Annotated in this window: 16 protein-coding genes and 3 rRNA genes; 18 read left to right on the top strand and 1 reads right to left on the bottom strand. The window is 71.2% G+C overall.

Going from position 1 to position 23,813, the window contains the following annotated elements; translation table 11 throughout:
* Window positions 1–29: 29 nt before the first annotated feature.
* The 4 genes from tyrS (at window position 30) to rrf (ending at window position 7,301) form a co-directional block, all read left to right on the top strand.
* Window positions 30–1,298, top strand: a complete 1,269-nt coding sequence (tyrS, locus tag AC24HA_RS11890; RefSeq protein ID WP_425710184.1) for a tyrosine--tRNA ligase — start codon at window positions 30–32, stop codon at window positions 1,296–1,298.
* A 626-nt stretch (window positions 1,299–1,924) separates the two neighbouring features.
* Window positions 1,925–3,445 (top strand): 16S ribosomal RNA (locus AC24HA_RS11885).
* A 434-nt stretch (window positions 3,446–3,879) separates the two neighbouring features.
* Window positions 3,880–6,998 (top strand): 23S ribosomal RNA (locus tag AC24HA_RS11880).
* A gap of 186 nt (window positions 6,999–7,184) precedes the next feature.
* A 5S ribosomal RNA gene (gene rrf, locus AC24HA_RS11875) occupies window positions 7,185–7,301 on the top strand.
* The 16S, 23S and 5S rRNA genes sit together here, the layout of an rRNA operon.
* A gap of 490 nt (window positions 7,302–7,791) precedes the next feature.
* On the opposite strand, the gene AC24HA_RS11870 is transcribed toward rrf, so the two are convergent.
* Window positions 7,792–8,205 (bottom strand): hypothetical protein, encoded by a 414-nt coding sequence (locus tag AC24HA_RS11870; RefSeq protein ID WP_425710150.1) that lies wholly within the window; start codon window positions 8,203–8,205, stop codon window positions 7,792–7,794.
* A 72-nt stretch (window positions 8,206–8,277) separates the two neighbouring features.
* On the opposite strand from AC24HA_RS11870, the gene AC24HA_RS11865 reads away from it, so the two are divergent.
* The 14 genes from AC24HA_RS11865 to AC24HA_RS11800 all read left to right on the top strand — a co-directional run bounded on the left by AC24HA_RS11865 (window position 8,278) and on the right by AC24HA_RS11800 (window position 23,655).
* Window positions 8,278–9,225 carry a hypothetical protein gene (locus AC24HA_RS11865; RefSeq protein ID WP_425710149.1) on the top strand — a complete coding sequence of 316 codons (948 nt, stop codon included), beginning with the start codon at window positions 8,278–8,280 and terminating at the stop codon, window positions 9,223–9,225.
* A complete protein-coding gene (locus AC24HA_RS11860) occupies window positions 9,222–10,307 on the top strand; it encodes an HAD-IIA family hydrolase (RefSeq protein ID WP_425710148.1) in 1,086 nt (361 codons plus the stop codon). Before AC24HA_RS11865 ends, AC24HA_RS11860 begins: the two co-directional genes overlap by 4 nt.
* A gap of 10 nt (window positions 10,308–10,317) precedes the next feature.
* Window positions 10,318–10,470 carry a hypothetical protein gene (locus AC24HA_RS11855; protein WP_425710147.1) on the top strand — a complete coding sequence of 51 codons (153 nt, stop codon included), beginning with the start codon at window positions 10,318–10,320 and terminating at the stop codon, window positions 10,468–10,470.
* 1 nt (window position 10,471) lies between these two features.
* A complete protein-coding gene (locus AC24HA_RS11850) occupies window positions 10,472–11,380 on the top strand; it encodes a TlyA family RNA methyltransferase (protein WP_425710146.1) in 909 nt (302 codons plus the stop codon).
* Window positions 11,377–12,333 (top strand): NAD kinase, encoded by a 957-nt coding sequence (locus AC24HA_RS11845; protein WP_425710145.1) that lies wholly within the window; start codon window positions 11,377–11,379, stop codon window positions 12,331–12,333. Before AC24HA_RS11850 ends, AC24HA_RS11845 begins: the two co-directional genes overlap by 4 nt.
* Window positions 12,334–12,341: 8 nt before the next feature.
* On the top strand, window positions 12,342–14,021 hold the full coding sequence (gene recN / locus AC24HA_RS11840; RefSeq protein ID WP_425710144.1) for a DNA repair protein RecN: 1,680 nt from the start codon (window positions 12,342–12,344) through the stop codon (window positions 14,019–14,021).
* A gap of 4 nt (window positions 14,022–14,025) precedes the next feature.
* On the top strand, window positions 14,026–15,216 hold the full coding sequence (gene steA, locus AC24HA_RS11835; protein ID WP_425710143.1) for a putative cytokinetic ring protein SteA: 1,191 nt from the start codon (window positions 14,026–14,028) through the stop codon (window positions 15,214–15,216).
* A 25-nt stretch (window positions 15,217–15,241) separates the two neighbouring features.
* Complete coding sequence (locus AC24HA_RS11830; protein WP_425710142.1) at window positions 15,242–16,438, top strand: copper transporter; 1,197 nt, start codon at window positions 15,242–15,244, stop codon at window positions 16,436–16,438.
* Window positions 16,435–17,289, top strand: coding sequence for a hypothetical protein (locus AC24HA_RS11825; RefSeq protein WP_425710141.1), 855 nt, complete (start codon window positions 16,435–16,437; stop codon window positions 17,287–17,289). The genes AC24HA_RS11830 and AC24HA_RS11825 overlap by 4 nt, the downstream gene beginning before the upstream one ends.
* 3 nt (window positions 17,290–17,292) lie before the next feature.
* Window positions 17,293–19,056, top strand: coding sequence for a murein biosynthesis integral membrane protein MurJ (gene murJ / locus AC24HA_RS11820; RefSeq protein ID WP_425710140.1), 1,764 nt, complete (start codon window positions 17,293–17,295; stop codon window positions 19,054–19,056).
* Complete coding sequence (locus tag AC24HA_RS11815) at window positions 19,053–20,156, top strand: glycosyltransferase family 4 protein (protein ID WP_425710139.1); 1,104 nt, start codon at window positions 19,053–19,055, stop codon at window positions 20,154–20,156. The genes murJ and AC24HA_RS11815 overlap by 4 nt, the downstream gene beginning before the upstream one ends.
* An 11-nt stretch (window positions 20,157–20,167) precedes the next feature.
* On the top strand, window positions 20,168–21,889 hold the full coding sequence (gene pyrG, locus AC24HA_RS11810; protein WP_425710138.1) for a CTP synthase: 1,722 nt from the start codon (window positions 20,168–20,170) through the stop codon (window positions 21,887–21,889).
* 58 nt (window positions 21,890–21,947) lie between these two features.
* Window positions 21,948–22,775 carry an NUDIX domain-containing protein gene (locus AC24HA_RS11805; protein WP_425710137.1) on the top strand — a complete coding sequence of 276 codons (828 nt, stop codon included), beginning with the start codon at window positions 21,948–21,950 and terminating at the stop codon, window positions 22,773–22,775.
* A gap of 88 nt (window positions 22,776–22,863) precedes the next feature.
* Window positions 22,864–23,655, top strand: coding sequence for an ATP-grasp domain-containing protein (locus AC24HA_RS11800; RefSeq protein ID WP_425710136.1), 792 nt, complete (start codon window positions 22,864–22,866; stop codon window positions 23,653–23,655).
* Window positions 23,656–23,813 lie beyond the last annotated feature (158 nt).

Genomic DNA, 23,813 nt, shown 5'->3' with positions numbered 1-23,813 from the left:
CGCCCATGAGACATGAAGGAGTCCGCGTCGTGACCGACGTCCTCGACGAGCTGCAGTGGCGGGGCCTCATCGCCCAGCACACCGACCTGGACGCGCTGCGCGCGGCCCTCGCCGACGGACCGGTCTCCTACTACTGCGGCTTCGACCCGACGGCGCCCTCCCTCCACCACGGCCACCTCGTCCAGCTCCTGCTGCTGCGCCACCTGCAGAACGCCGGCCACCACCCCTACGCGCTCGTCGGCGGCGCGACCGGCATGATCGGTGACCCACGCATGAGCGGCGAGCGCAAGCTCAACACCGCCGAGACCGTCGCGGAGTGGACCGAGCGCCTGCGCGGCCAGGTCTCGAGGTTCCTCTCCTTCGAGGGGGACAACGCCGCGACGGTCGTCAACAACCTCGACTGGACCGCGGGCCTGACGGCGATCGAGCTCCTGCGCGACGTCGGCCAGCACTTCCGCATCTCCGCCATGCTCGCCAAGGACACCGTGGCCACGCGGCTCGCCTCGAGCGAGGGGCTCAGCTACACGGAGTTCAGCTACCAGCTGCTCCAGGGCATGGACTTCCTCGAGCTCTACCGCCGCCACGACGTCACCCTCCAGACGGGCGGGAACGACCAGTGGGGCAACCTCGTCTCCGGCCTCGACCTCATCCGCAAGGTCGAGGGCACGAGCGTCCACGTGCTCACCACCCCCCTCATCACCAAGGCCGACGGCACGAAGTTCGGCAAGACCGAGGGCGGCGCCGTCTGGTTGGCTCCGGACATGATGAGTCCGTACGCCTTCTACCAGTTCTGGCTCAACACGGCCGACGACGACGTGGTCCGCTTCCTCAAGATCTTCACCTTCCGCACCCGCGAGGAGATCGAGGCGCTGGCCGCGGAGGTCGCCGACCGGCCCTTCGCCCGCGCCGCCCAGCGCACGCTCGCCGAGGACGTCACCACCCTGGTCCACGGCGCCGACGCGACGGCACGCGTCCAGGCAGCCTCCGCCGCGGTGTTCGGCAAGGGCGACCTGCGCGACCTCGACGCCGACACCCTGCGCGACGCCACCGCCGAGCTCCCGCGAGCCACCGGGGTCGTGGGGGAGACCAGCATCGTCGACCTGCTCGTCGCGACCGGCCTCGAGGCCGGCCGGGGCGCGGCCAGGCGGACGATCGCCTCGGGTGGTGCCTCGGTCAACGGACACAAGATCGACGACGACGAACGACTCCTCGCAGCGGGCGACCTCCTCGCCGGCGGGGTCGTCGTGCTGCGTCGAGGCAAGAAGAACATGGCGATCGTGGAGACCCACCAGGGCTGAGCCCGAGGGGCGGCGAGCGACGCGCCGAGGACTCCGTGCCCCCGCTCACCGAGCGGTGCGGCAGGTCACCTGCGAAGGGCCCGGATCAGGTTGACCTGGTCGATCCGGCCCGCGTAATGTTGCATCTCGCCGCACGGACCGGGACACCGGATCGGACGGGGCGCAAGCTCCCAGATCCGCCGGGCCAAGGCACAACATCCACAAGGAGCGCTGGCTCAGCCGACGCCCCGGAGGATGGACCGGAAGTAAGTCCAGTCACAAACCGCGAGAAGTGGTCAGAGGCCGGATGAACTTGTGGTTAAGATAGTCAAGTCGCCCTGATGCTGTGGGCCTGGGTGTTTCTGGGTCTGGGTGTTGTGGGTGGGTTGTTTGAGAACTCAACAGTGCGTGATTGTTTTTGATGCCATGTGTGTGGGGGTGTCGATGCGTCGTGGCCGGCTCGTTGTGGGTTGGTTGGGTGTGTTGGTGTCCTCGCATGTTTTTGTTTGTTTTTTTGGCTCTGCCAGCTTGTTTTTCCTGGGTTGGTGGGGTTGGTTGGGATCGCCTGGCTCCTTGTTGGGGGTTGGGTTGGTCTTCGTATGGATAGTCGCTCGCGCTGGCCTTGGGGTTGGTGTGGGTGCGAAACTTTTACGGAGAGTTTGATCCTGGCTCAGGACGAACGCTGGCGGCGTGCTTAACACATGCAAGTCGAACGGTGAAGCTCAGCTTGCTGGGTGGATCAGTGGCGAACGGGTGAGTAACACGTGAGTAACCTGCCCTTCACTTCGGGATAACCTCGGGAAACCGGGGCTAATACTGGATATGACATCTGCTCGCATGAGTGGGTGTGGAAAGATTTATCGGTGGAGGATGGGCTCGCGGCCTATCAGCTTGTTGGTGGGGTAATGGCCTACCAAGGCGTCGACGGGTAGCCGGCCTGAGAGGGTGACCGGCCACACTGGGACTGAGACACGGCCCAGACTCCTACGGGAGGCAGCAGTGGGGAATATTGCACAATGGGCGAAAGCCTGATGCAGCGACGCCGCGTGAGGGATGACGGCCTTCGGGTTGTAAACCTCTTTCAGCAGGGAAGAAGCGAAAGTGACGGTACCTGCAGAAGAAGCGCCGGCTAACTACGTGCCAGCAGCCGCGGTAATACGTAGGGCGCAAGCGTTGTCCGGAATTATTGGGCGTAAAGAGCTCGTAGGCGGTTTGTCGCGTCTGCTGTGAAAACGCGGGGCTCAACCTCGCGCCTGCAGTGGGTACGGGCAGACTAGAGTGTGGTAGGGGAGACTGGAATTCCTGGTGTAGCGGTAAAATGCGCAGATATCAGGAGGAACACCGGTGGCGAAGGCGGGTCTCTGGGCCATCACTGACGCTGAGGAGCGAAAGCATGGGTAGCGAACAGGATTAGATACCCTGGTAGTCCATGCCGTAAACGTTGGGCACTAGGTGTGGGGCCTGTTTCCACGGGGTCCGCGCCGTAGCTAACGCACTAAGTGCCCCGCCTGGGGAGTACGGTCGCAAGGCTAAAACTCAAAGGAATTGACGGGGGCCCGCACAAGCGGCGGAGCATGCTGATTAATTCGATGCAACGCGAAGAACCTTACCAAGGCTTGACATATACCGGAAACATCTAGAGATAGGTGCCCCGTAAGGCTGGTATACAGGTGGTGCATGGTTGTCGTCAGCTCGTGTCGTGAGATGTTGGGTTAAGTCCCGCAACGAGCGCAACCCTTGTCCTGTGTTGCCAGCACGTAGTGGTGGGGACTCATGGGAGACTGCCGGGGTCAACTCGGAGGAAGGTGGGGATGACGTCAAATCATCATGCCCCTTATGTCTTGGGCTTCAAGCATGCTACAATGGCCGGTACAAAGGGCTGCGATACCGCGAGGTGGAGCGAATCCCAGAAAGCCGGTCTCAGTTCGGATTGGGGTCTGCAACTCGACCCCATGAAGTCGGAGTCGCTAGTAATCGCAGATCAGCAACGCTGCGGTGAATACGTTCCCGGGCCTTGTACACACCGCCCGTCACGTCACGAAAGTCGGTAACACCCGAAGCCGGTGGCCCAACCCTTGTGGAGGGAGCCGTCGAAGGTGGGACTGGCGATTGGGACGAAGTCGTAACAAGGTAGCCGTACCGGAAGGTGCGGCTGGATCACCTCCTTTCTAAGGAGCATCTGGCACTCACAAACCCCCTTCTGTCCGCTGTCCTGGCACTGCGGGCCGGCCCCCTCTTTTCGGGAGCTGGCCCGGTTGGCCGGTCGGCTGGTGTGGGGGTTGGTTGGTGGGCCGAGTGGCCTGCTGGTTCCGCCCGAGCCGTTGGTGCTTGGGGGTGTGGGTGGTGCTCATGGGTGGAACATCTGAGATGGTCACGCGCTGTTGGGTCCTGAGACCACCCACCCCCACGAGTTGGTGTGGGGTTGGTTGTCTTGGTGCCCTGCTCACCGAGCCTGCCACTGTTGTGGTGGGGGTTGGTGGGTGTGGGTGGGTTGTTTGAGAACTGTACAGTGGACGCGAGCATCTTTGTATGTTTTGTTGAGTGTTGTGTTCCTTAATTGTGTTCCACCGTCCGCACGCGTTTTCGTGTGTGGGTGGTGGTGAGGGAAGTTTTTAAGAGCATTCGGTGGATGCCTTGGCACCAGGAGCCGATGAAGGACGTCGTAGCCTGCGATAAGCCGCGGGGAGCTGGCAAACGAGCTGTGATCCGTGGATGTCCGAATGGGGGAACCCGGCCACCGTCATGGGTGGTCACGCGCGCCTGAATGTATAGGGCGTGTGAGGGAACGCGGGGAAGTGAAACATCTCAGTACCCGCAGGAAGAGATATTCCGTGAGTAGTGGCGAGCGAAAGCGGATCAGGCTAAACCGTGCGTGCGTGATGAGCCGGCAGGCGTTGTGCGTGCGGGGTTGTGGGGCATGTCCGTTCCTTTCTGCCGAAAGGGGCGCTGCAGTGATCGTTGTGGGAGCTGAAAGGTCTGGGAAGGCCTGGCGTAGAGGGTGAGACCCCTGTAGGCGTACCGCGACGCGTGTGGTGTGGATGTGTTCCCGAGTAGCACCGGGCCCGTGAAATCCGGTGTGAATCTGGCAAGACCACTTGCTAAGCCTAAATACTACCTGGTGACCGATAGCGGACAAGTACCGTGAGGGAAAGGTGAAAAGTACCCCGGGAGGGGAGTGAAATAGTACCTGAAACCGGATGCTTACAATCCGTCGGAGCCTCCATAGTTGGGGTGACGGCGTGCCTTTTGAAGAATGAGCCTGCGAGTTAGTGGCGTGTGGCGAGGTTAACCCGTGTGGGGAAGCCGTAGCGAAAGCGAGTCCGAACAGGGCGTTTGAGTCGCGCGTTCTAGACCCGAAGCGAAGTGATCTACCCATGGGCAGGTTGAAGCACGTGTAAGAGCGTGTGGAGGACCGAACCCACTTAGGTTGAAAACTGAGGGGATGACCTGTGGGTAGGGGTGAAAGGCCAATCAAACTTCGTGATAGCTGGTTCTCCCCGAAATGCATTTAGGTGCAGCGTCGCGTGCTTCTTGCCGGAGGTAGAGCTACTGGATGGCCGATGGGCCCTACAAGGTTACTGACGTCAGCCAAACTCCGAATGCCGGTAAGTGTGAGCGCGGCAGTGAGACTGCGGGGGATAAGCTTCGTAGTCGAGAGGGAAACAGCCCAGATCATCGGCTAAGGCCCCTAAGCGTGTGCTAAGTGGGAAAGGATGTGGAGTTGCAGTGACAACCAGGAGGTTGGCTTAGAAGCAGCCATCCTTGAAAGAGTGCGTAATAGCTCACTGGTCAAGTGATTCCGCGCCGACAATGTAGCGGGGCTCAAGCACACCGCCGAAGCCGTGGCACCACAGCATGTCCCAAGCCCCCCCTTGTGGGGTGGTTCAGGGGTTGTGGTGGGTAGGGGAGCGTCGCGTGGGAGGTGAAGCTGCGGGGTGACCCAGTGGTGGATCCTACGCGAGTGAGAATGCAGGCATGAGTAGCGAAAGACGGGTGAGAACCCCGTCCGCCGAATGACCAAGGGTTCCAGGGCCAGGTTAATCCGCCCTGGGTTAGTCGGGACCTAAGGCGAGGCCGACAGGCGTAGTCGATGGACAACGGGTTGATACTCCCGTGACCGGCGAAGGACCGCCCATACCGAGCCCGGTGATGCTAACCACCCAAACCACCTTCATCGCCCTTCGGGGCGAGTGGGTGGGGCGCGTGGGACCCGAACCGGTAGTAGGTAAGCGTATTAACAGGGGTGACGCAGGAAGGTAGCCGCGCGATCCTTATGGCTTGGATCGTTCAAGGGTGCAGGGCGAGACACAGGTAAATCCGTGTCTCACATAGCCTCAGGCCGGATGATGACACCGTATGGTGGAAAGTGGTGATCCTCTGCTGCCAAGAAAAGCCTCGACGCGAGGGACTAGCCGCCCGTACCCTAAACCGACTCAGGTGGTCAGGTAGAGAATACTAAGGCGATCGAGATAATCATGGTTAAGGAACTCGGCAAAATGCCCCCGTAACTTCGGGAGAAGGGGGGCCCTATGGGTGATCACCACTTGCGGGTGTGAGCCTGGCGGGCCGCAGAGACCAGGGAGAAGCGACTGTTTACTAAAAACACAGGTCCGTGCGAAGTCGCAAGACGATGTATACGGACTGACGCCTGCCCGGTGCTGGAAGGTTAAGAGGACGGGTCAACCCCCTTGTGGGGTGAAGCTCAGAATTTAAGCCCCAGTAAACGGCGGTGGTAACTATAACCATCCTAAGGTAGCGAAATTCCTTGTCGGGTAAGTTCCGACCTGCACGAATGGCGTAACGACTTCTCCGCTGTCTCGACCATGAACTCGGCGAAATTGCATTACGAGTAAAGATGCTCGTTACGCGCAGCAGGACGGAAAGACCCCGGGACCTTTACTATAGCTTGGTATTGGTGTTGGTTGCGGCTTGTGTAGGATAGGTGGGAGACCGTGAAGCATGCACGCCAGTGTGTGTGGAGTCGTCGTTGAAATACCACTCTGGTCGTTACTAACGTCTAACCTCGGTCCGTGATCCGGATCAGGGACATTGCCTGGTGGGTAGTTTAACTGGGGCGGTTGCCTCCTAAAGAGTAACGGAGGCGCTCAAAGGTTCCCTCAGCCTGGTTGGCAATCAGGTGTTGAGTGCAAGTGCACAAGGGAGCTTGACTGCGAGACAGACATGTCGAGCAGGGACGAAAGTCGGAACTAGTGACCCGGCGGTGGCTTGTGGAAGCGCCGTCGCTCAACGGATAAAAGGTACCCCGGGGATAACAGGCTGATCTTGCCCAAGAGTCCATATCGACGGCATGGTTTGGCACCTCGATGTCGGCTCGTCGCATCCTGGGGCTGGAGTAGGTCCCAAGGGTTGGGCTGTTCGCCCATTAAAGCGGTACGCGAGCTGGGTTTAGAACGTCGTGAGACAGTTCGGTCCCTATCCGCTGCGCGCGCAGGAAACTTGAGAAGGGCTGTCCCTAGTACGAGAGGACCGGGACGGACGAACCTCTGGTGTGCCAGTTGTTCCGCCAGGAGCACGGCTGGTTGGCTACGTTCGGGAGGGATAACCGCTGAAAGCATCTAAGCGGGAAGCCTGCTTCAAGATGAGGTTTCCACCACCGTTTGGTGGGAAGGCCCCCTATAGACCATGGGGTTGATAGGCCGGATGTGGAAGCGACGAAAGTCGTGAAGCTGACCGGTACTAATTGGCCGACAACTTCCAACACACAACACCCCCACACGCGCACCGCGTGCGTACGGGGGTGGGACATGAGGAAGATACGAGCACAACACGCAACAACTTTGCGCGTCCACTGTACGGTTCTGGAACCACCCACCCCCAGACCAGCCACCCCACCAGGTGGTCATGGGTTTGGAGGGTAGATACAACTGGATGATGGTTCCGCCAGGTTACGGCGGCAATAGCGAGGGGGAAACGCCCGGTCCCATTCCGAACCCGGAAGCTAAGCCCCTCAGCGCCGATGGTACTTCACGGGCGACCGTGCGGGAGAGTAGGACACCGCCGTACACACCATTCTGAAGGCCCCCACCAACACCGGTGGGGGCCTTCAGCCATTTCAAGAGACCATTACCTGAACGTCGACGCACCGCTGCCCGCCCGGACGTCCCGCGGGCCCAGGTCGTATGAACCGTTTCGCAGCCCCAGGTCCCGGAGTGCCCCGTGCTCGGTGACTTGGGTCTTGTTCGCTCTGCGCATGCAGGGTGTAGGTGCAGGCGTCCTGGACTGTCCGTCCGTGGGTCCGTGATGGAGCGAGCGTCACTGCCGGGGCCGCTGTTGCGCCGGTCCTTGCTCACGTAGTGTTCTGGGTTCGCGGGTGTGTCCGGCGCCTTGTTCAGCCGGCCCGCGCGTGCGGGAACGAGCCCTCGGCGGTCTTGTCCCGCGACAGCTTCGACAGGAGAACAGAGTGAGCGAGACGCCAGAAGACAACGACCGACGAGGTCGCACCGCTTCGGGATCGAACCGCGGCGGTGATGGCCGTCCCCGCCGGCAGTCTCACTCACGCGATCGTTCCCAGGGTGGTGGCCGTCGGTGGGAAGACCGGCCGCCCCGCCGCGACGGCCCGGGTTCGTCCGGCGACCGGCCGCAGCGCCGTGACGGTGAACGTCAGGGCGGCGGTCGTCGGTGGGAGGAGCGTCCGCCCCGCCAGGATGGTCGGGGTTCCTATGGTGACCGGCCCCAGCGCCGCCATGGTGAGCGCCAGGGTTCTGCTCGTCGGTGGGAGGATCGCCCGCCGCGCCGTGACGCTCAGGATTTCTACGGCGACCGGCCCCAGCGTCGTGACGGTGAGCGTCAGGGCGGCCGCCGGTGGGAAGACCGTTCGTCCCGGCGTGACGGGGAGCGGCACACCGCCGGGCGACGCGCCGACGACCGGGGTCGTCGCCAGGGTGGCGCGGACCGCCAGGTCGGTCATGGCCGACCCGGACAGGAACGCCGAGCTGCCGCTCCTCAGGCACCGGACATCCCCGAGGACATCACCGCACAGATGCTCGACCGGGAGGCACGGCGCGAGCTGCTTACTCTCTCCAAGACCAACGGCGAGGCCGTGGCCCGGCACCTCGTCATGGCCGGCATCCTGCTCGAGGACGACCCGGAACGGGCTTATCAGCACGCACAGGCCGCCGGCCGCGGTGCGGGCCGCGTCGCCACGGCCCGCGAGGCCGTCGCCATCACCGCCTACGCGACGGGCCGGTTCGCCGAGGCGCTCAAGGAGCTACGCGCCGTGCGCCGTCTCTCGGGCCGCGACGACCACCGCGTGATGGAGGCCGACTGCGAGCGCGGTCTCGGTCGCCCCGAACGTGCCCTCACGGTGGTGGCCGAGACCGACGCCAGCACACTCTCCGAGGCGGAGCGGGCCGAACTCGCGATCGTGGCCTCCGGTGCGCGCGCCGACCTCGGCGAGAACGAGGCCGGACTGCTCCTCCTTCGCACGGTGGCGCTCGACGCCATCACCGACCGAGCCGTCCGGGCCCGACTCGACTCCGTCATTGCTGACCGCCTCGACGAGGTCGGCAGGACCGACGAGGCCGCAGAGGTCCGCAGCAGGATCTCGATCCCCACGGACGACTCCACCGACACGTTCGACGTCATCGACCTGCTACCCGAGGAGGACGAGGCCGGACAGGCAGTCTCGGAAGCTTCCACCGAGGCGCCCGTGGCCGCCTCGGATCCGGACGTCGAAGAGTCCGAAGCTGCGGTCGAGCCAGACGTCGTCGAGCACGCCGACGTCACCGACGCGCAGGAGGTCGAGCCGGACCCTGAGCCGTCCTCTGAGCAGGAGGTTGAGCCGGACCCTGAGCCGTCCGCTGAGCAGGGGGCCGAGCCGGAGGCCGAGCAGGGGCAGCTCGACCTCGGCCTCGACCTGGGCGAGGCGGAGCCGCGGGGCGGACGTCCCGCGACCGAGGAGCCGGGGTCCGACACAATGGGCCGGTGACTCTCCGCGGAACTGATCAACCCCTGCACCTGGCGCACGACGTCGCGCTCATCGACCTCGACGGCGTCTGCTACCGGGGCGACGACCCCGTCGAGCACGCGGCCGACTCGCTGAACGCGGCGCGCAGCGCCGGCCTGACCACCCGCTTCGTCACCAACAACGCCTCTCGCGAGCCGGGGACAGTGGCCGACCACCTCACCGAGCTCGGCATCGCGACGGCCCCCGACGAGGTGGTCACCGCGGCCCAGGCGGGAGCGGCCCTGCTGGCGGAGCGCTACCCGAAGGGGTCGGCGGTCCTCGTCGTCGGCGGAGCGGGTCTGCGCACCGCGGTCGCCGAGCGCGGCATGCGCATCGTCGACTCGGCCGACGACTCCCCGGTCGCCGTCATTCAGGGCTGGGACCCGAACCTCGCCTGGCACCACCTCGCCGAGGCCTGCTACGCCATCGAGCGCGGCGCCGCGCACATCGCCACGAACCTCGACGCCAGCATCCCCAAGCCCGGCGGCCTCGCCCCCGGCAACGGGGCGCTCGTCGCCGTCGTTTCCGGGGTCACCGGCGTCCGCCCCCTGTCCACGGGCAAGCCCGAGCCCGAGATCTTCCAGACCGCCGCCCGCCGCGCGGGCGGAACCGCGCCGATCGTGCTCGGCGACCGCCTCGACACCGACATCGCCGGCGCCGTGGCCGCGGGGATGGCCTCGCTGCACGTGCTCACCGGCGTCGACGACGCCCGTGCGGTCGTCCTCGCGATCCCCGCCGAGCGCCCCGCGTTCCTCGCCACCGACCTGCGCGACCTCCTGCTCGCCCACCCCGAGGTCACGCGGGCGAGTGACGCCGACGCGCCCGCCGGTGTGTCGCCCACCTGGGCGGTGGGCAGCGCCCGCGCCCACGTCGCCGACGGCGTCCTCCACCTCGACGACGGCACGGGCACAGCCGTCGCGCTCACCACCGCGGCCGGTTCCGCGCCGGTGACGGTCAGCCTCGACGGCTACCGCGCGCTCGCGGCCGCCGCGTGGGCCGCCGCGGACGCCGGATCTGACCTGGACCCGCAGGTCGTCCCAGAGCTCGTGGTCGAGCGGCGATAACCTGTCCGGGATGAGCGAGCAGCCCCGGCCCACCCCCGCGTCCGTCCGCGGGGACGACCGCCTGCCCGCGGACCTCGCCGAGCGGGACCTCGACGCGCAGGCGGACGCCCTCGAGGCACTCCACTCCTCGCTCCAGGCCCGGCTGGCCCAGGACGGCGGCTGAGGTGGCGCGCCTGACGCGCATCGACGCCGAGCTCGTCCGCCGCCGACTCGCCCGCTCGCGCCAGCACGCCGCCGAGCTCATCGTCGCCCACCGCGTCACCCTCGACGGCGAGGCCGTGCTCAAGCCCGCCCGGCAGGTCGACCCCGCGCAGGCGATCGTCGTCCGCGAGGCCGGCACGGTCGACGACTACGTCTCCCGCGGCGCACACAAGCTCATCGGTGCCCTCGACGCGCTCGCCGCGCGGGGCACCCCCGTCGACCCCGCGGGCCGCCGGTGCCTCGACGCCGGCGCCTCCACCGGCGGCTTCACCGACGTCCTCCTGCGCCGCGGCGCCGCCGAGGTCGTCGCCGTCGACGTCGGGTACGGCCAGCTCGCCTGGAACCTGCGCACCGACGACCGGGTCACCGTCCTCGAGCGCACCAACGTCCGCACGCTCGACCCCGCGGCCGTCGCACCGGCCCCGACGCTCGTCGTCGGCGACCTGTCCTTCATCTCCCTGCGCCTCGTCCTGCCCGCCCTGGCGGGAGCCGCCGCCGACGACGCCGACCTGCTGCTCATGGTCAAGCCGCAGTTCGAGGTGGGGAAGGACGCGCTCGGCAGCGGCGGCGTCGTCCGCGACCCCGACCAGCGCGCCGCCACCATCGTCGACGTCGCCCACGCCGCCCAGGAGCTCGGCCTCGACGCCTGGGCCGTGGTCCCGAGCCCCCTGCCCGGCCCCGCCGGGAACGTCGAGTACTTCGTCGCGCTGCGCCGCGGCGCCGAGCACCCGCTCACCGGCGACGCCCTGGCCGAGGCCGCGCGCACCGCCGTCGCCGAAGGCCCTGCCGGAAGGTCCGAGGGCACTGCCGGGAAGGCTGAGGCCCCCGCGGACAAGGCCGAGGGCCCCGCCGGGAAGGAGGCCGTGCGATGACCGAGCCCCCCAAGCACCGGGCCGACGAGGACGTGCGCCCCGGCGACCGCGAGGTCGTCCTCCTCCACCACCCCACGCGGGCCGACGCGCTCGCGGCCGCCACCACCGTCCACGAGGGCCTCACGGCCGCGGGCCTGTCCGTGCGTTCCGTCAGCCCCGCGACGGACTCAGCAACCGACTCCGAGCCGGTCGGACCCACGCAGGTCGAGGGCGCCGAGCTCGTCGTCGTCCTCGGCGGCGACGGCTCGATCCTCACCGGCACCGAGCTCGCCCGCCCGCACGGCGTGCCGGTCCTCGGCGTCAACCTCGGCCACGTCGGCTTCCTCGCGGAGGCCGAGCCGGAGGCGCTCCCGGAGGTGGTGCGGCGGATCGTCGCGCGCGACTACCTCGTCGAGGAGCGCATGACCATCGACGTCACGGTCCGCACCCCGGTCGGCGCCACGCACCACAGCTGGGCCCTCAACGAGGCCGCCGTGGAGAAGGGCCCCGAGGGCCGGCTGGTCGAGGCGGCCCTCGGCGTCGACGGACGGGGGTTGTCGACCTTCGGCTGCGACGCCGTCGTGCTCGCCACGCCCACCGGCTCCACCGCCTACGCGTTCTCCGGCGGCGGACCGGTCGTCTGGCCCGGCCTCGAGGCCCTCCTCGTCGTCCCCATCGCCGCCCACGCCCTGTTCACCCGGCCCATGGTCGTCGGGCGGGAGTCCGTCCTCGAGGTCGAGATCCTCGCCGAGGCGCGCGCGGCCGCGGTCGTGCGCTGCGACGGCCGCCGCACCATCGAGGCGCCCCCCGGCTCCCGCATCGAGGTCCGCCGCGGCCGCCGACCCGCGCTCCTGGCCCTGCTCAGCGACGCCCCCTTCTCGGGCCGCCTCGTGGCGAAGTTCGACCTCCCGGTCAGCGGCTGGCGGGGCGGAGGCACGCCCGGCACCAACGGGGCCCAGGGGGGCACCCGGTGATCGAGCGCGTGAGCATCGAGGACCTCGGTGTCATCGCCCGGGCCCACCTCGACCTCGGGCCCGGCCTGACCGCCCTGACCGGCGAGACCGGCGCGGGCAAGACGATGGTCCTCACCTCGTTGCGGCTGCTGCTCGGCCACAAGGCCGACCCCGCGATCGTCCGGCACGGCGCGGAGCGCGCCGTCGTCGAGGGGGAGTGGTCCGTCCCGGACGACGCCCCCGCACGCTCGCTGGCCGACGACGCCGGGGCCACCCTCGACGACGACGTCCTCCTCGTGGCGCGCACCGTCTCCGCCCAGGGCCGCTCCCGCGCCCACGCCGGCGGCCGCACGGTGCCCGCCGCCCTGCTCACCGACATCGGCGACGGCCTCGTCACCGTCCACGGCCAGGCCGACCAGCTCCGCCTGCGCGAGCCCGCCCGCCAGCGCGCCGCCCTTGACACCTTCGGCGGAGCGCAGCACCTGGCCCTCGTCACGGCCGCCGCCGAGGCGCACGCCGCCGTGGTCGCCGCCCGTGCCGCGCTCGAGGAACGCACCGCCGACGAGGGGCGACGCCTCGCCGAGATCGCCGCGCTCACCCGCGTCGCCGAGCTCGTCGCCGCCGCCGACCCCACGCCCGGCGAGGACGAGGAGCTGCGGGCCGCCTCCCTGCGCCTCGAGCACGCCGAGGCCCTGCGCACCGCGGCCGTCGAGGCGCGCGGCTCCATCGGCGGGGACGAGGACAGCGCCACCCCCGGCGCGTCCGCGCTCGTCGCCCGCGCCGCGCACGCCCTGGCGGCCGCCAGCGGCCACGACCCGGCCCTGGCGGCGCTCGCCGAACGGGTCTCCGCCGTCTCACCGCTGCTCGACGACGTCGCCGTCGAGCTGGCCGCCTACCTCGACGGGCTCGACGCCGACCCTTCCGCGCTCGACACCGTCCACTCCCGCCGCGCCGAGCTCGGCCGCCTGGCCAAGGACCTCGGGGTCGGCGGCGTCGACGAGGCCCTCGCCGAGGCCGAGCGGGCCGCCGCCCGCCTCGCCCAGATCGACGGTCCCGCCGCCGAGCCGGAGGCCCTCGCGGCCGCCGTCGCCGAGGCCGAGGAGGTCCGCGAGAGCGCAGCCGCCGACCTCACCGCCTCGAGGCGGGCCACCGCCGAGCGGCTCACGGCGGCCGTCGACGCCGAGCTGCGCGGCCTGGCGATGCCCGGGGCCCGCCTCGGCATCGACCTCGAGCCGCTGCCCGAGCCCGGCCCGCACGGCGCCGAGGAGGTCGTCCTCACCCTGGCCACGCACCCGAGCGCACCGGCCCGCCCCCTCGGCCAGGCCGCCTCGGGCGGTGAGCTGTCCCGCGTCATGCTCGCCCTCGAGGTGTGCCTCGCGACCGAGGCCGGCGGCCGCGCACGGACGTTCGTCTTCGACGAGGTCGACGCCGGGGTCGGCGGACGCGCCGCCGTCGAGGTCGGGCGACGGCTCGCGGGGCTGGCCGAGCGCCACCAGGTCGTCGTCGTCACGCACCTCGCGCAGGTCGCCGCCTTCGCCACCGACCACCTCGTCGTCACACGCGGGAGCGACGGCGTCACCGACGTCGTGCGGGCGGCCGGCGAGGAGCGCGTCGTCGAGCTCGCGCGCATGCTCGCAGGTCAGGACGACTCCGAGGCGGCGCGCGCGCACGCGGCGGAGCTGCTCGAGCTGGCCGGCGTGTCACCATGACGCGGTGAGGCTCTTCCAACGACCGGCGCGCCGTGCGTCCGCCGACCCCGCGGCCGTCTCCGGGCCCGCCCGCGTGGACGCGCGGACCAAGCGCCTCACGTCGCGGCTCCGCCACGGGGACGTCGCCGTCATCGACCACGTGGACATCGACCGGGTCGCCGCCGAGTCCCTCGTCGCCGCCCGCCCCGTCGCCGTGCTCAACGCCGCCGAGTCCACCTCGGGGCGCTACCCCAACGCCGGTCCCTCGATCCTCGTCGACGCCGGCATCGTGCTCGTCGACGACGTCGGCGAGCACCTCATGGAGATCTCCGAGGGCGACCTCGTCGAGATCAGCCCCGACGGCACGATCAGCACCGGCGGCGAGCTCGTCGGCCGCGGCCAGGTCCAGGACCCGAGCACCATCGCCGAGGACCAGCGCCGGGCCCGCGCGGGCATCTCCGAGCAGCTGAAGAAGTTCGCGACGAACACGATGGAGTACGTCGAGCTCGAGCAGGACCTCATCATCGACGGCATCGGCATCCCCGAGGTGCGCACGGTCTTCGACGAGCGGCACGTCCTCATCGTGGTGCGCGGGTACCACTACAAGGAGGACCTCGCGATGCTCCGGCCGTACGTGCGGGAGTTCCGGCCCCTCATCGTCGGCGTCGACGGCGGGGGAGACGCGGTCCTCGAGGCCGGTCTGCGGCTCGACATGATCGTCGGCGACATGGACTCCGTGTCCGACGAGGCGCTGCGCTCGGGCGCGGAGATCCTCGTCCACGGCTACCGGGACGGCCGCGCCCCCGGCAAGGCCCGCGTGGAGGCGCTCGGCGTCGACCACCTCGTCGTGCCCGCCACCGGTACGTCGGAGGACGTGGCCATGCTGCTCGCCGACGAGAAGGGCGCCAGCGTCATCGTCGCCGTCGGCACCCACAACACGCTCAACGAGTTCCTCGACAAGGGGCGCGCCGGCATGGCGTCGACCTTCCTCACCCGCCTGCGGGTGGGCTCCAAGCTCATCGACGCCAAGGGCGTCTCCCGGCTGTACCGGACGCGCATCTCCGGCTGGCTCCTCGTCCTCCTCGTGCTCGCGGGCCTGCTCGCCCTGGCGGCCGCCGTCCTCGCCACGACGGCGGGACAGGCCTTCCTCGAGCTCGCCGCCACGCGGTGGGGGGACGTCGTGGCCTGGGTGCGTTCCCTGTTCGGGTCCGGGTGAGCATGACGGGTAGCAGGAGAGACGCATGATCGACTTCAAGTTCCACGTGGTCTCGCTGATCGCGGTGTTCATGGCCCTGGCCGTGGGCATCCTGCTCGGCGCGGGCCCGCTCGGCGGCGCCCTGGGCGACACGCTGCGCGGCCAGGTCCAGGACCTGCGCACCGACCGTGAGGAGATGCGCGCCGAGCTCACCGACACCCGCGCCGACCTCGACTCCGTCAACGCCCTGCTCGAGGAGGGCGGCCCCCGCCTCGTCGACGGCACGCTCGACGGCGGTCGCGTCGCCCTGCTCGCGATGCCCGGCACGAACGGCGACGACCTCACCGCCGTCCAGGACTCGCTCGCCGACGCCGGTGCCGAGATCGTCGTCGAGGGCGTGCTCTCGGAGACCCTCGTGACGCCGGCGATGGGCGAGGAGCGGATCGACCTGCTCGACGACGTGGCTCCCGACGCCGAGCCGGACGCCGACCCCGTCGCCACCCTCGGCGGCGCCATCGCCGACGCGCTGACCATCGGCCACGACGAGACCGAGTCGCTCGACGACGTCGCCGCCGACGGGGAGCTCCTCGACGTGCTGCTCGGCGCCGGCGAGGACCTCGTCACGCTGCAGACGGACCCCGAGGGCCGGGCCGACGTCGTCGTCGTCGTCGGTGCCCGCCCGGAGCCCGAGCCCGACACGGACCCGGACGAGGACTCCGACGAGGACGGCACCCCCGACGTCGAGGCGGAGGCCGCCGAGCGTCGGATCGCCCACGTCACCGCCCTGCAGGCGTTCGGGGCGATGGCCGACGAGGCGCCGTTCGTCCTCGTCGGCGCCGGGGAGTCCACCCGTGACCTCGTCGGCGTCCTGCGCGACGACCTCTCGCTGGCGCCGGCCGCCACCAGCGTCGACTCCGTCGGCTCGGTCTCCGCCACCGTCGTCACGCCCCTGGCCGTGGCCGCGACGCTCGACGGGATCGTCGAGCACTACGGGTTCGACGAGGGTGCGGAGGCCGTCCTGCCGCCCGCCGTGGCCACGCCGGCCGAGCGGCGCGCCGAGGGCGCCCCGCCGGCCGTGGACCCCGAGTCGCCCACCCAGGGCGAGTCGCCGACGGGTGGGACGGGCGGCGGCACCGGGGCCGACGACGCCGGAACCGGCTCCGGCGACACCGGCGGTTCCGGTACCGGTGGCGACTCTGCGCGCGGCGGTACGACCGGCGACGACGAGGACCCCGCGCCGTGAACTGCCTGCTCGCCCGTGCCACCGCCGCCGCGCTGGGCGCCGGCGCGACGGTCGCCGCCCGCCGACTGCTCGACCGCCGCCCGCCCGGTCGGCCCGGCGCCTGGACGCGCACCAACCACGCCGGCGACCCCGTCTCGCTGCTCGGCGGGCTGGCCGTCGGCGCCGCCGCCACCGCGCTCGGCCCGCTGCTGGCCGCCGCGACCCCGCTCGGGCCGCGCGTCGCGCTCGCCGCGGGGGTGGCCGGCGGGGCCGCGACCGTCGCGGGCGTGCTCGACGACCACGGCGAGGACCTCACCGGCGTCCCCACGGGCCGCGCGAAGGGCCTCAAGGGCCACCTGGGCGCGCTCGCCCGCGGCGAGGTGACCACCGGGGCGGTGAAGATCGCCGTCGTCGGCGCCGGTGCCGCCGGTGCCGCCGCGCTCCTGCCCGGGCCGCGGCCGGTCCTCGGCAGGCTCGCCGACGCCGCCCTGGTCGCCGGCTGCGCGAACCTCGCCAACCTCTTCGACCTGCGCCCCGGCCGCGCGCTCAAGGTCGCCGGGCTCGCGCTCGCGCCCGCCGCGCTCGCCGGGCCGGACCAACGGGCGGCGCTCGCGGCCGGCTCGCTCGGCGTCGTCGGTGCCGCGCTGCCCGCCGACCTCGCCGCGCGCGACATGCTCGGCGACACCGGGGCGAACCCGCTCGGCGCCCTCGTCGGCGTGGTCCTCGCCGCCGACGGCTCGGCCGTGCGGCGCACGGTGGCGCTCGGCGGCGTCGTCGCGCTCACCCTGGCCTCCGAGCGGATCTCGTTCACGTCCGTCATCGACTCCGTCCCGGTGCTGCGGGCGATCGACCGCGCGGGCCGCGCGGCCTGACCCGTGGGCACCGCCGACGAGCCCCGGGCCGCCGACGAGCCCCGGGCCGCCGACCGGGGCGCGCGCCCCGCGTCCGGGGGAGAGGCCGGCACGGGGGCCGAGCGCGGTCGCGAGCGCGAGACCGACCGGGGCGCGCGCCCCGCTCCCGTCCTCGCCGGCGCGCTCGGCGCCGCCGGCCTCATCGCCGTCCTCACTCTCGCCTCGCGCGCCGCCGGGTTCGCCCGCTGGCTCGTCCAGTCCTGGGTCCTCGGCAGCTCGGCGACCGCCGACGCCTACGCCAAGGCCAACACGATCCCCAACGTCCTGTTCGAGATCGCCGCGGGCGGAGCGCTCGTCGGCCTCGTCGTCCCGCTGCTCGCGGCGCCGCTGGCCCAGGGGCTGCGCGACGAGACCGGACGGCGCGCGTCGGCCCTGCTGTCCTGGACCGTGGCGATCCTCGCCCCGCTCGGCCTGCTCGTCGCCGTCCTCGCCCGCCCGCTGGCCGGGCTCCTGCTCGGCTCCGACGCGCCCGAGGCGAGCCTGGACCTCACGACGACCTTCCTGCGCATCTTCGCCGTCCAGGTCCCCCTGTACGGGATCGGCACCGTGCTCACCGGCGTCGCCCAGGCCCACCACCGGTTCGCCTGGCCGGCGCTCGCCCCGCTGCTGTCCTCCCTGGTCGTCATCGCCACCTACGGCCTCGTCGGCCTGTTCGGCGGCCCGGCGACCGACGACCCCGCCACGATCGCCCCCACGATGGTGGCCGTCCTCGGCTGGGGCACGACCGCCGGCGTGCTCGCGATGAGCCTGGCCCCGGTGCTCGCCCTGCGCGGCCTGGGCCTGCGCTGGCGCCCCACCCTCGACCTCGGCGCCGACCTGCGTCGCCGCGCGCTCGCCCTGGCCGGCGCCGGCCTCGCCGCCCTGCTCGCTCAGCAGGTCGCCGTCCTCGCAGTGCTGCGCGCCACGGCGGCCCAGCCCGGCTCCTACAACGTGTGGCAGTACGCCCAGGCCGCCTACCTGCTGCCCTACGCCGTGCTCGCCGTCCCGCTCGTCACGGCCGTGGCGCCCCGCGTCGCCGAGCTGGCCTCGCGGTCCGTGGCCGACAGCGCGCCCGTGGTGGCCCGTTCGGCGCGCGCCGTGCTCGCCGCCGGCGCGCTCGGTGCCGCCGCCCTCGTCGCCGTCGCCCCCGCGGTCACCGCGATCTTCTCCGCCCGCCACGACATGCCGGGCATGACGACGACGCTCACCGTCCTCGCCCTGGGCCTGCCCGGCTTCGCGCTGCTCCTGCACGCCCAGCGCTCCTTGTACGCCGTCCACCGCGCGCGCCTGGCGACCGTCCCGGCACTCGTGGGCTGGCTCGTCACCGCCGCGGCCACCGTGGTCGCGGGCATCGCCGCGGCGGGCGCCGGGCACGGCACCCTGCTCGGTCTGCTCGCGGCCGCCTCGAGCGTCGGGATGACGCTCGCCGGCGTGCTGTCGGCCGTGTGCCTCGCGCGCGCACTCGGCGGAGCCGCGCTCGCCGGCCTCGCGCGCACGGCGGGGACCGCGGTGGTCGGTGCCGTGATCGGCGGGCTCGCCGGCCGGTGGGTCACCGAGCTCGTCGCGGGCGACGGCCCGCTGCGCGCGGTCCTGGCGCTCGCGGCCGGCGGGGCCGTGGCGCTCCTGGCCTGGGTGGCCGTGGTGGCGGCGGGGGACTGGCAGGTGCTCGCCGTGCTGCGCCGCCGCGGGCGCGGCGCGGGCACCGGACCGACCGCCCCCGAGAACAGCGATCGGAAGGACGAGTCATGAGGATCCTCCAGGTGACCGGCACGACCACCGGCGGGGTCGCCCGCCACGTGAGCCAGGTCGTCGACGTGCTGCGCTCCCACGGCCACGACGTCCGGCTGGCCGGGCCCGCGGGCGTCGTCGCCGACGTCGTCCTCGGCGCCCCCGTGCCCGCCGCCGTCGTCGACCTGCGCGACCGCCCCTCGGGCGCTGATCTCGCCACCGTGCGCCGCCTGCGCCACCTCGCCGCCGGCGCCGACGTCGTGCACGCCCACGGCCTGCGCGCCGGCGCCGCCGCCGCGCTCGCCGTCCGCTCGCTGCCGCGCCGGCCACGGCTCGTGGTCACCGAGCACAACCTCGCCGTGGGCAGCGCCAGGGTCCGCGCGATCGCCCAGGCCCTGGAGGCCGTGGTCGCCCGCGGCGCCGACGTGGTCCTGCCGGTCGCCCCCGACCTCGCCGAGCGGGCCCGCCGGCTGGGCGCGCGTCACGTCGAGGTCGCCGTCATCCCCGCGCCCGCCCCGCGGGCCGTCCGCGCCACCGCGGCCGAGGTGCGCCGCGACCTCGGCCTCTTGGGCGGTCAGAGACTCGTCCTGTCCGTGGCACGTCTCGCGCCGCAGAAGGGCCTCGACCTCCTCGTCGACGCCGCCGCGGCCGCCGAACAGCTCCTGCCCGCGCGGACGGACGGCGCTCCGGCCGCGGTGTGGTGCGTGGCCGGCGGCGGGCCGCTCGGCCCCGAGGTGGCGGCCGCAGCGACCGCCGCCGGCGCCCCCGTGCGCGTCCTCGGCCCCCGCGCGGACGTCCCGGACCTCCTGGCGGCGGCCGACGTCGTCGTGTCGACCTCGGTGTGGGAGGGGCAGCCCATCTCGCTGGGCGAGGCGATGCACGCCGGCGCGGCCGTCGTCGCCACGGAGGTCGGCGGGACGGGCCTCGTCGTCGGGGACGCCGCCCTGCTCACCGGCCGCGACGCAGCCGAGGTGAGCGCCGCCGTCGTGCAGGTCCTCCTCGACACGGAGCTCGCGGGCCGGCTGGGGGACCGCGCGCGGCGGCGCTCGGCCGAGCTGCCGGACGAGGGTGACCTTCACCGCCAGCTCGTGTCCGTCTACGAACCCGGCTCACGCTGCTAGGGTCGAAGCCCGTGGCACCCACCTCGCACCGGCCTCTGCCCGGCACCTCGGTCCCCAAGCAGATCTTCGTGACCGGCGGGGTGGTGTCCTCTCTCGGCAAGGGCCTCACGGCCTCCTCCCTCGGCAGGCTCCTGCGCTCGCGCGGCCTGCGGGTCGTGATGCAGAAGCTCGACCCGTACATCAACGTGGACCCGGGCACGATGAACCCCTTCCAGCACGGCGAGGTGTTCGTCACCGAGGACGGCACCGAGACCGACCTCGACATCGGCCACTACGAGCGGTTCCTCGACATCGAGCTGTCCGGTCGGGCCAACGCCACCACCGGCCAGGTCTACTCCGAGGTCATCGCCCGCGAGCGGCGCGGCGAGTACCTCGGGGACACCGTGCAGGTCATCCCGCACATCACCGACGAGATCAAGGCGCGCATGCGCGCGCAGGCCGAGCCGGCTGACGGCCATGGGCCTCCGGACATCATCATCACCGAGATCGGCGGCACGGTCGGCGACATCGAGTCCCAGCCCTTCCTCGAGGCCGCCCGGCAGGTGCGCCAGGACGTCGGGCGCGACCACGTGTTCTTCCTGCACGTCTCGCTCGTGCCCTACATCGCGGCCTCCGGCGAGCTGAAGACGAAACCGACGCAGCACTCCGTGGCCGAGCTGCGGTCGATCGGTATCCAGCCCGACGCCCTCGTCTGCCGCACCGACCGGGCGCTGCCGGAGGGCGTGAAGAACAAGATCGCCTCGATGTGCGACGTCGAGCGGGAGGCCGTGGTCGAGTGCCCGGACGCGCCCTCGATCTACCAGATCCCCCGGGTGCTGCACTCCGAGGGGCTCGACGCCTACGTGGTGCGTCGCCTCGGTCTGTTCTTCCGCGACGTCGACTGGACCGAGTGGGACCGGCTCCTCGACCGGGTCAACCACCCCCGGCACGACGTCGAGGTCGCCCTGGTGGGCAAGTACATCGACCTGCCCGACGCCTACCTGTCCGTCACCGAGGCGATCCGCGCCGGCGCGTTCGAGCACCGCGCGTACGCGAACATCCGGTGGGTCGAGTCCGACCGGTGCGCCACCCCCGAGGGCGCGCGTGAGGCCCTGTCCGGGGTCGACGCCGTGCTCGTGCCCGGCGGGTTCGGCGTGCGCGGGATCGAGGGCAAGCTCGGTGCGCTGACCTGGGCGCGCGAGAACCAGGTGCCCACGCTCGGCATCTGTCTCGGCCTGCAGTGCATGGTCATCGAGGCGGCCCGGTCGCTGCTCGGGCTCGAGGGCGCCAGCTCGACGGAGTTCCACCCGGGCACCGACGAGCCCGTCATCGCGACGATGGACGAGCAGGTGCGGTTCGTCGAGGGCGCCGAGGGGGACATGGGCGGAACGATGCGCCTGGGCTCCTACCGGGCGGCACTCACACCGGGCTCCGTGGTCGCCGAGACGTACGGCGAGGTCGAGGTCTCCGAGCGGCACCGGCACCGCTACGAGGTCAACAACGCCTACCGCGAGCGTCTCGAGGGCGTCGGCCTGCGGGTGACCGGGACGCTGCCCGAGGGGAACCTGGTGGAGTTCGTCGAGCTCGACCGCGAGCAGCACCCCTACTACGTGGCCACCCAGGCGCACCCGGAGTTCAAGTCGCGGCCGACGCGGGCCCACCCGCTGTTCGCCGGGCTCATCGGTGCGGCCGTCGAGCGGCAGCGCGCCACCCGGCTCCTCGAGGTCGGCGACGACGGGGCCGAGGACGAGTGAGCGCGGATCTGTCGGCCGGCGCCGACCTGATCTCCGGCGACGTGCCCTGCGAGGACGAGTGAGCGCGGATCTGTCCGTCGACGGCGCCGAGGAGGTGCCCGGCGCCGGGACGTTCGCCGACGCCGAGGACCACCGGCGCGTGGTCCGGGCCGACCGCCTGCTCGAGGGCCGCATCTTCGACATCGTGGGCGACACCGTCGAGCTGAGCGCCGGCGGGCCCACCGTGCGGCGCGAGTACCTCGTCCACCCGGGGGCCGTCGCGATCGTCGCGCTCCGTGGCGACGGCGCGGGTACCGATGCGGGCGGTGTCGACGCAGGTAGCGGCGACTCGGGTAGCGGCGACGCGGGAAGCGGCGACGCGGGAAGCGGCGAGCCCGAGGTCCTCCTGGTGACCCAGTACCGGCACGCGTCGCGGGCACGCCTGCACGAGATCCCGGCCGGCCTGCTCGACGTGCCCGGCGAGGACCCGGTCGAGGCCGCCCGCCGCGAGCTCGCCGAGGAGGCCGACCTGCGCGCAGGCACCTGGCACGTCCTCGCCGACGTCCTGCTCTCGCCGGGCGCCACGAACGAGTGCGTGCGCGTCCTGCTCGCCCGCGACCTCAGTGAGGTCCCCGACGCCGAGCGGCACGTCCGCGAGGACGAGGAGTCGGAGATGGTCGCCCGGTGGGTGCCGCTGGCCGACGCCGTCGAGGCCGTCCTCGACGGCAGGATCCACAACGGAGCCACGACGGCGGGGCTGCTGGCCGCCGAGGCCTCCCGGTCGCGCGGGTGGGCGGGCCTGCGCCCGGCCGACGCCCCGTGGTCGCTGCGTCGCTACCGGTCCACCGACGGCTCCGTCGACGGCGCACTCACCGGCCTCCCGCCGGAGCACCGCCCGGCCGACTGACCGTCCGGGCGCAGCGCCGTCGGGCCGGGCCGCGCGATCGGGGGCGTCAACCACGCTCCCGGGTACGGCCGCCCTGGGACGATGAGGTATGTCCCCCTCCGTCACACTGCTCCTGGGCAAGCCGCCCCGGTCCGGCACCCTCCTGGACGAGGTCGTCGCCCACCTGGCGTCGCGGCGATGCACCGTGACCGTCCGGCTGCCCCACGAGGAGACGGTCGAGATCGACGACCTCACCGACCAGACGATCGTGGTCCATCGCGGCCTGCACAGCTCGGTGGCCCCGCTGCTCCAGGAGGCCCACGACCGCGGCGTCGCCCTGTGCAACCCGTGGCCGGCGGACCGGCTGCTGCGCGACCGCCGCGCCTGGCGAGGCGTTCTCGAGCGCGCCGGGATCCCGCAGCCGCCGTCGTCCACCGTCGAGCGGTGGGCCGGCGTGCTCGCGGTCGCGGAGAAGGAGCACGTGGTCGCCAAGTCCTTCGCCGGGCCGGGACGTGGGGCGCAGGTGCTGGCCGGCACCGACCGCACGCTGCCGGGCGACGCGCCGTTCCCGGGGCCCTACCTGGTGGAGTCCCGTCTGGCCTCCGACGGCACCGACCGCAAGCTGTACCTGGCCGGCGGCTCGGTGCGGGGCCTGCTCAAGCCGTCGACGCTCGAGCGGGAGCACACGCCGGCCGGCACGCCGTTCCAACCAGACGACGAGCTGGTGGACCTGGCCGGACGCGTGCGCGACGCGCTCGGCGCCCATCTGCTCGGTGTGGACCTGATCGGCACGCCTGCGGGACCGGTCGTCGTCGACGTCAACGGTTTCCCCGGGTTCCGAGGTGTCATAGGGGCGGCCGACGTCGTGTCCGAGCACCTCCTGGCGCACGCCGCCGCCTGACTCGTCGAGGACACGCTCTCTCGCCGGGTTCACGGTCTCGCGTCGACGACACGCGTGGTGGGTGACCCCTGAGGCACCGTCGAGGTCACGGTCTCTTGTCGAGGACTCGGTTTACCGTCGAGGGCGCGGGGTACGTGCCGAGTGGACCTCCGGCGGCC

The sequence above is a fragment of the Georgenia sp. Z1491 genome, assembly GCF_057652395.1.
The sequence above is the reverse complement of the archived record's forward strand: the minus strand, read 5'-3'. Positions and strand labels throughout refer to the sequence as shown.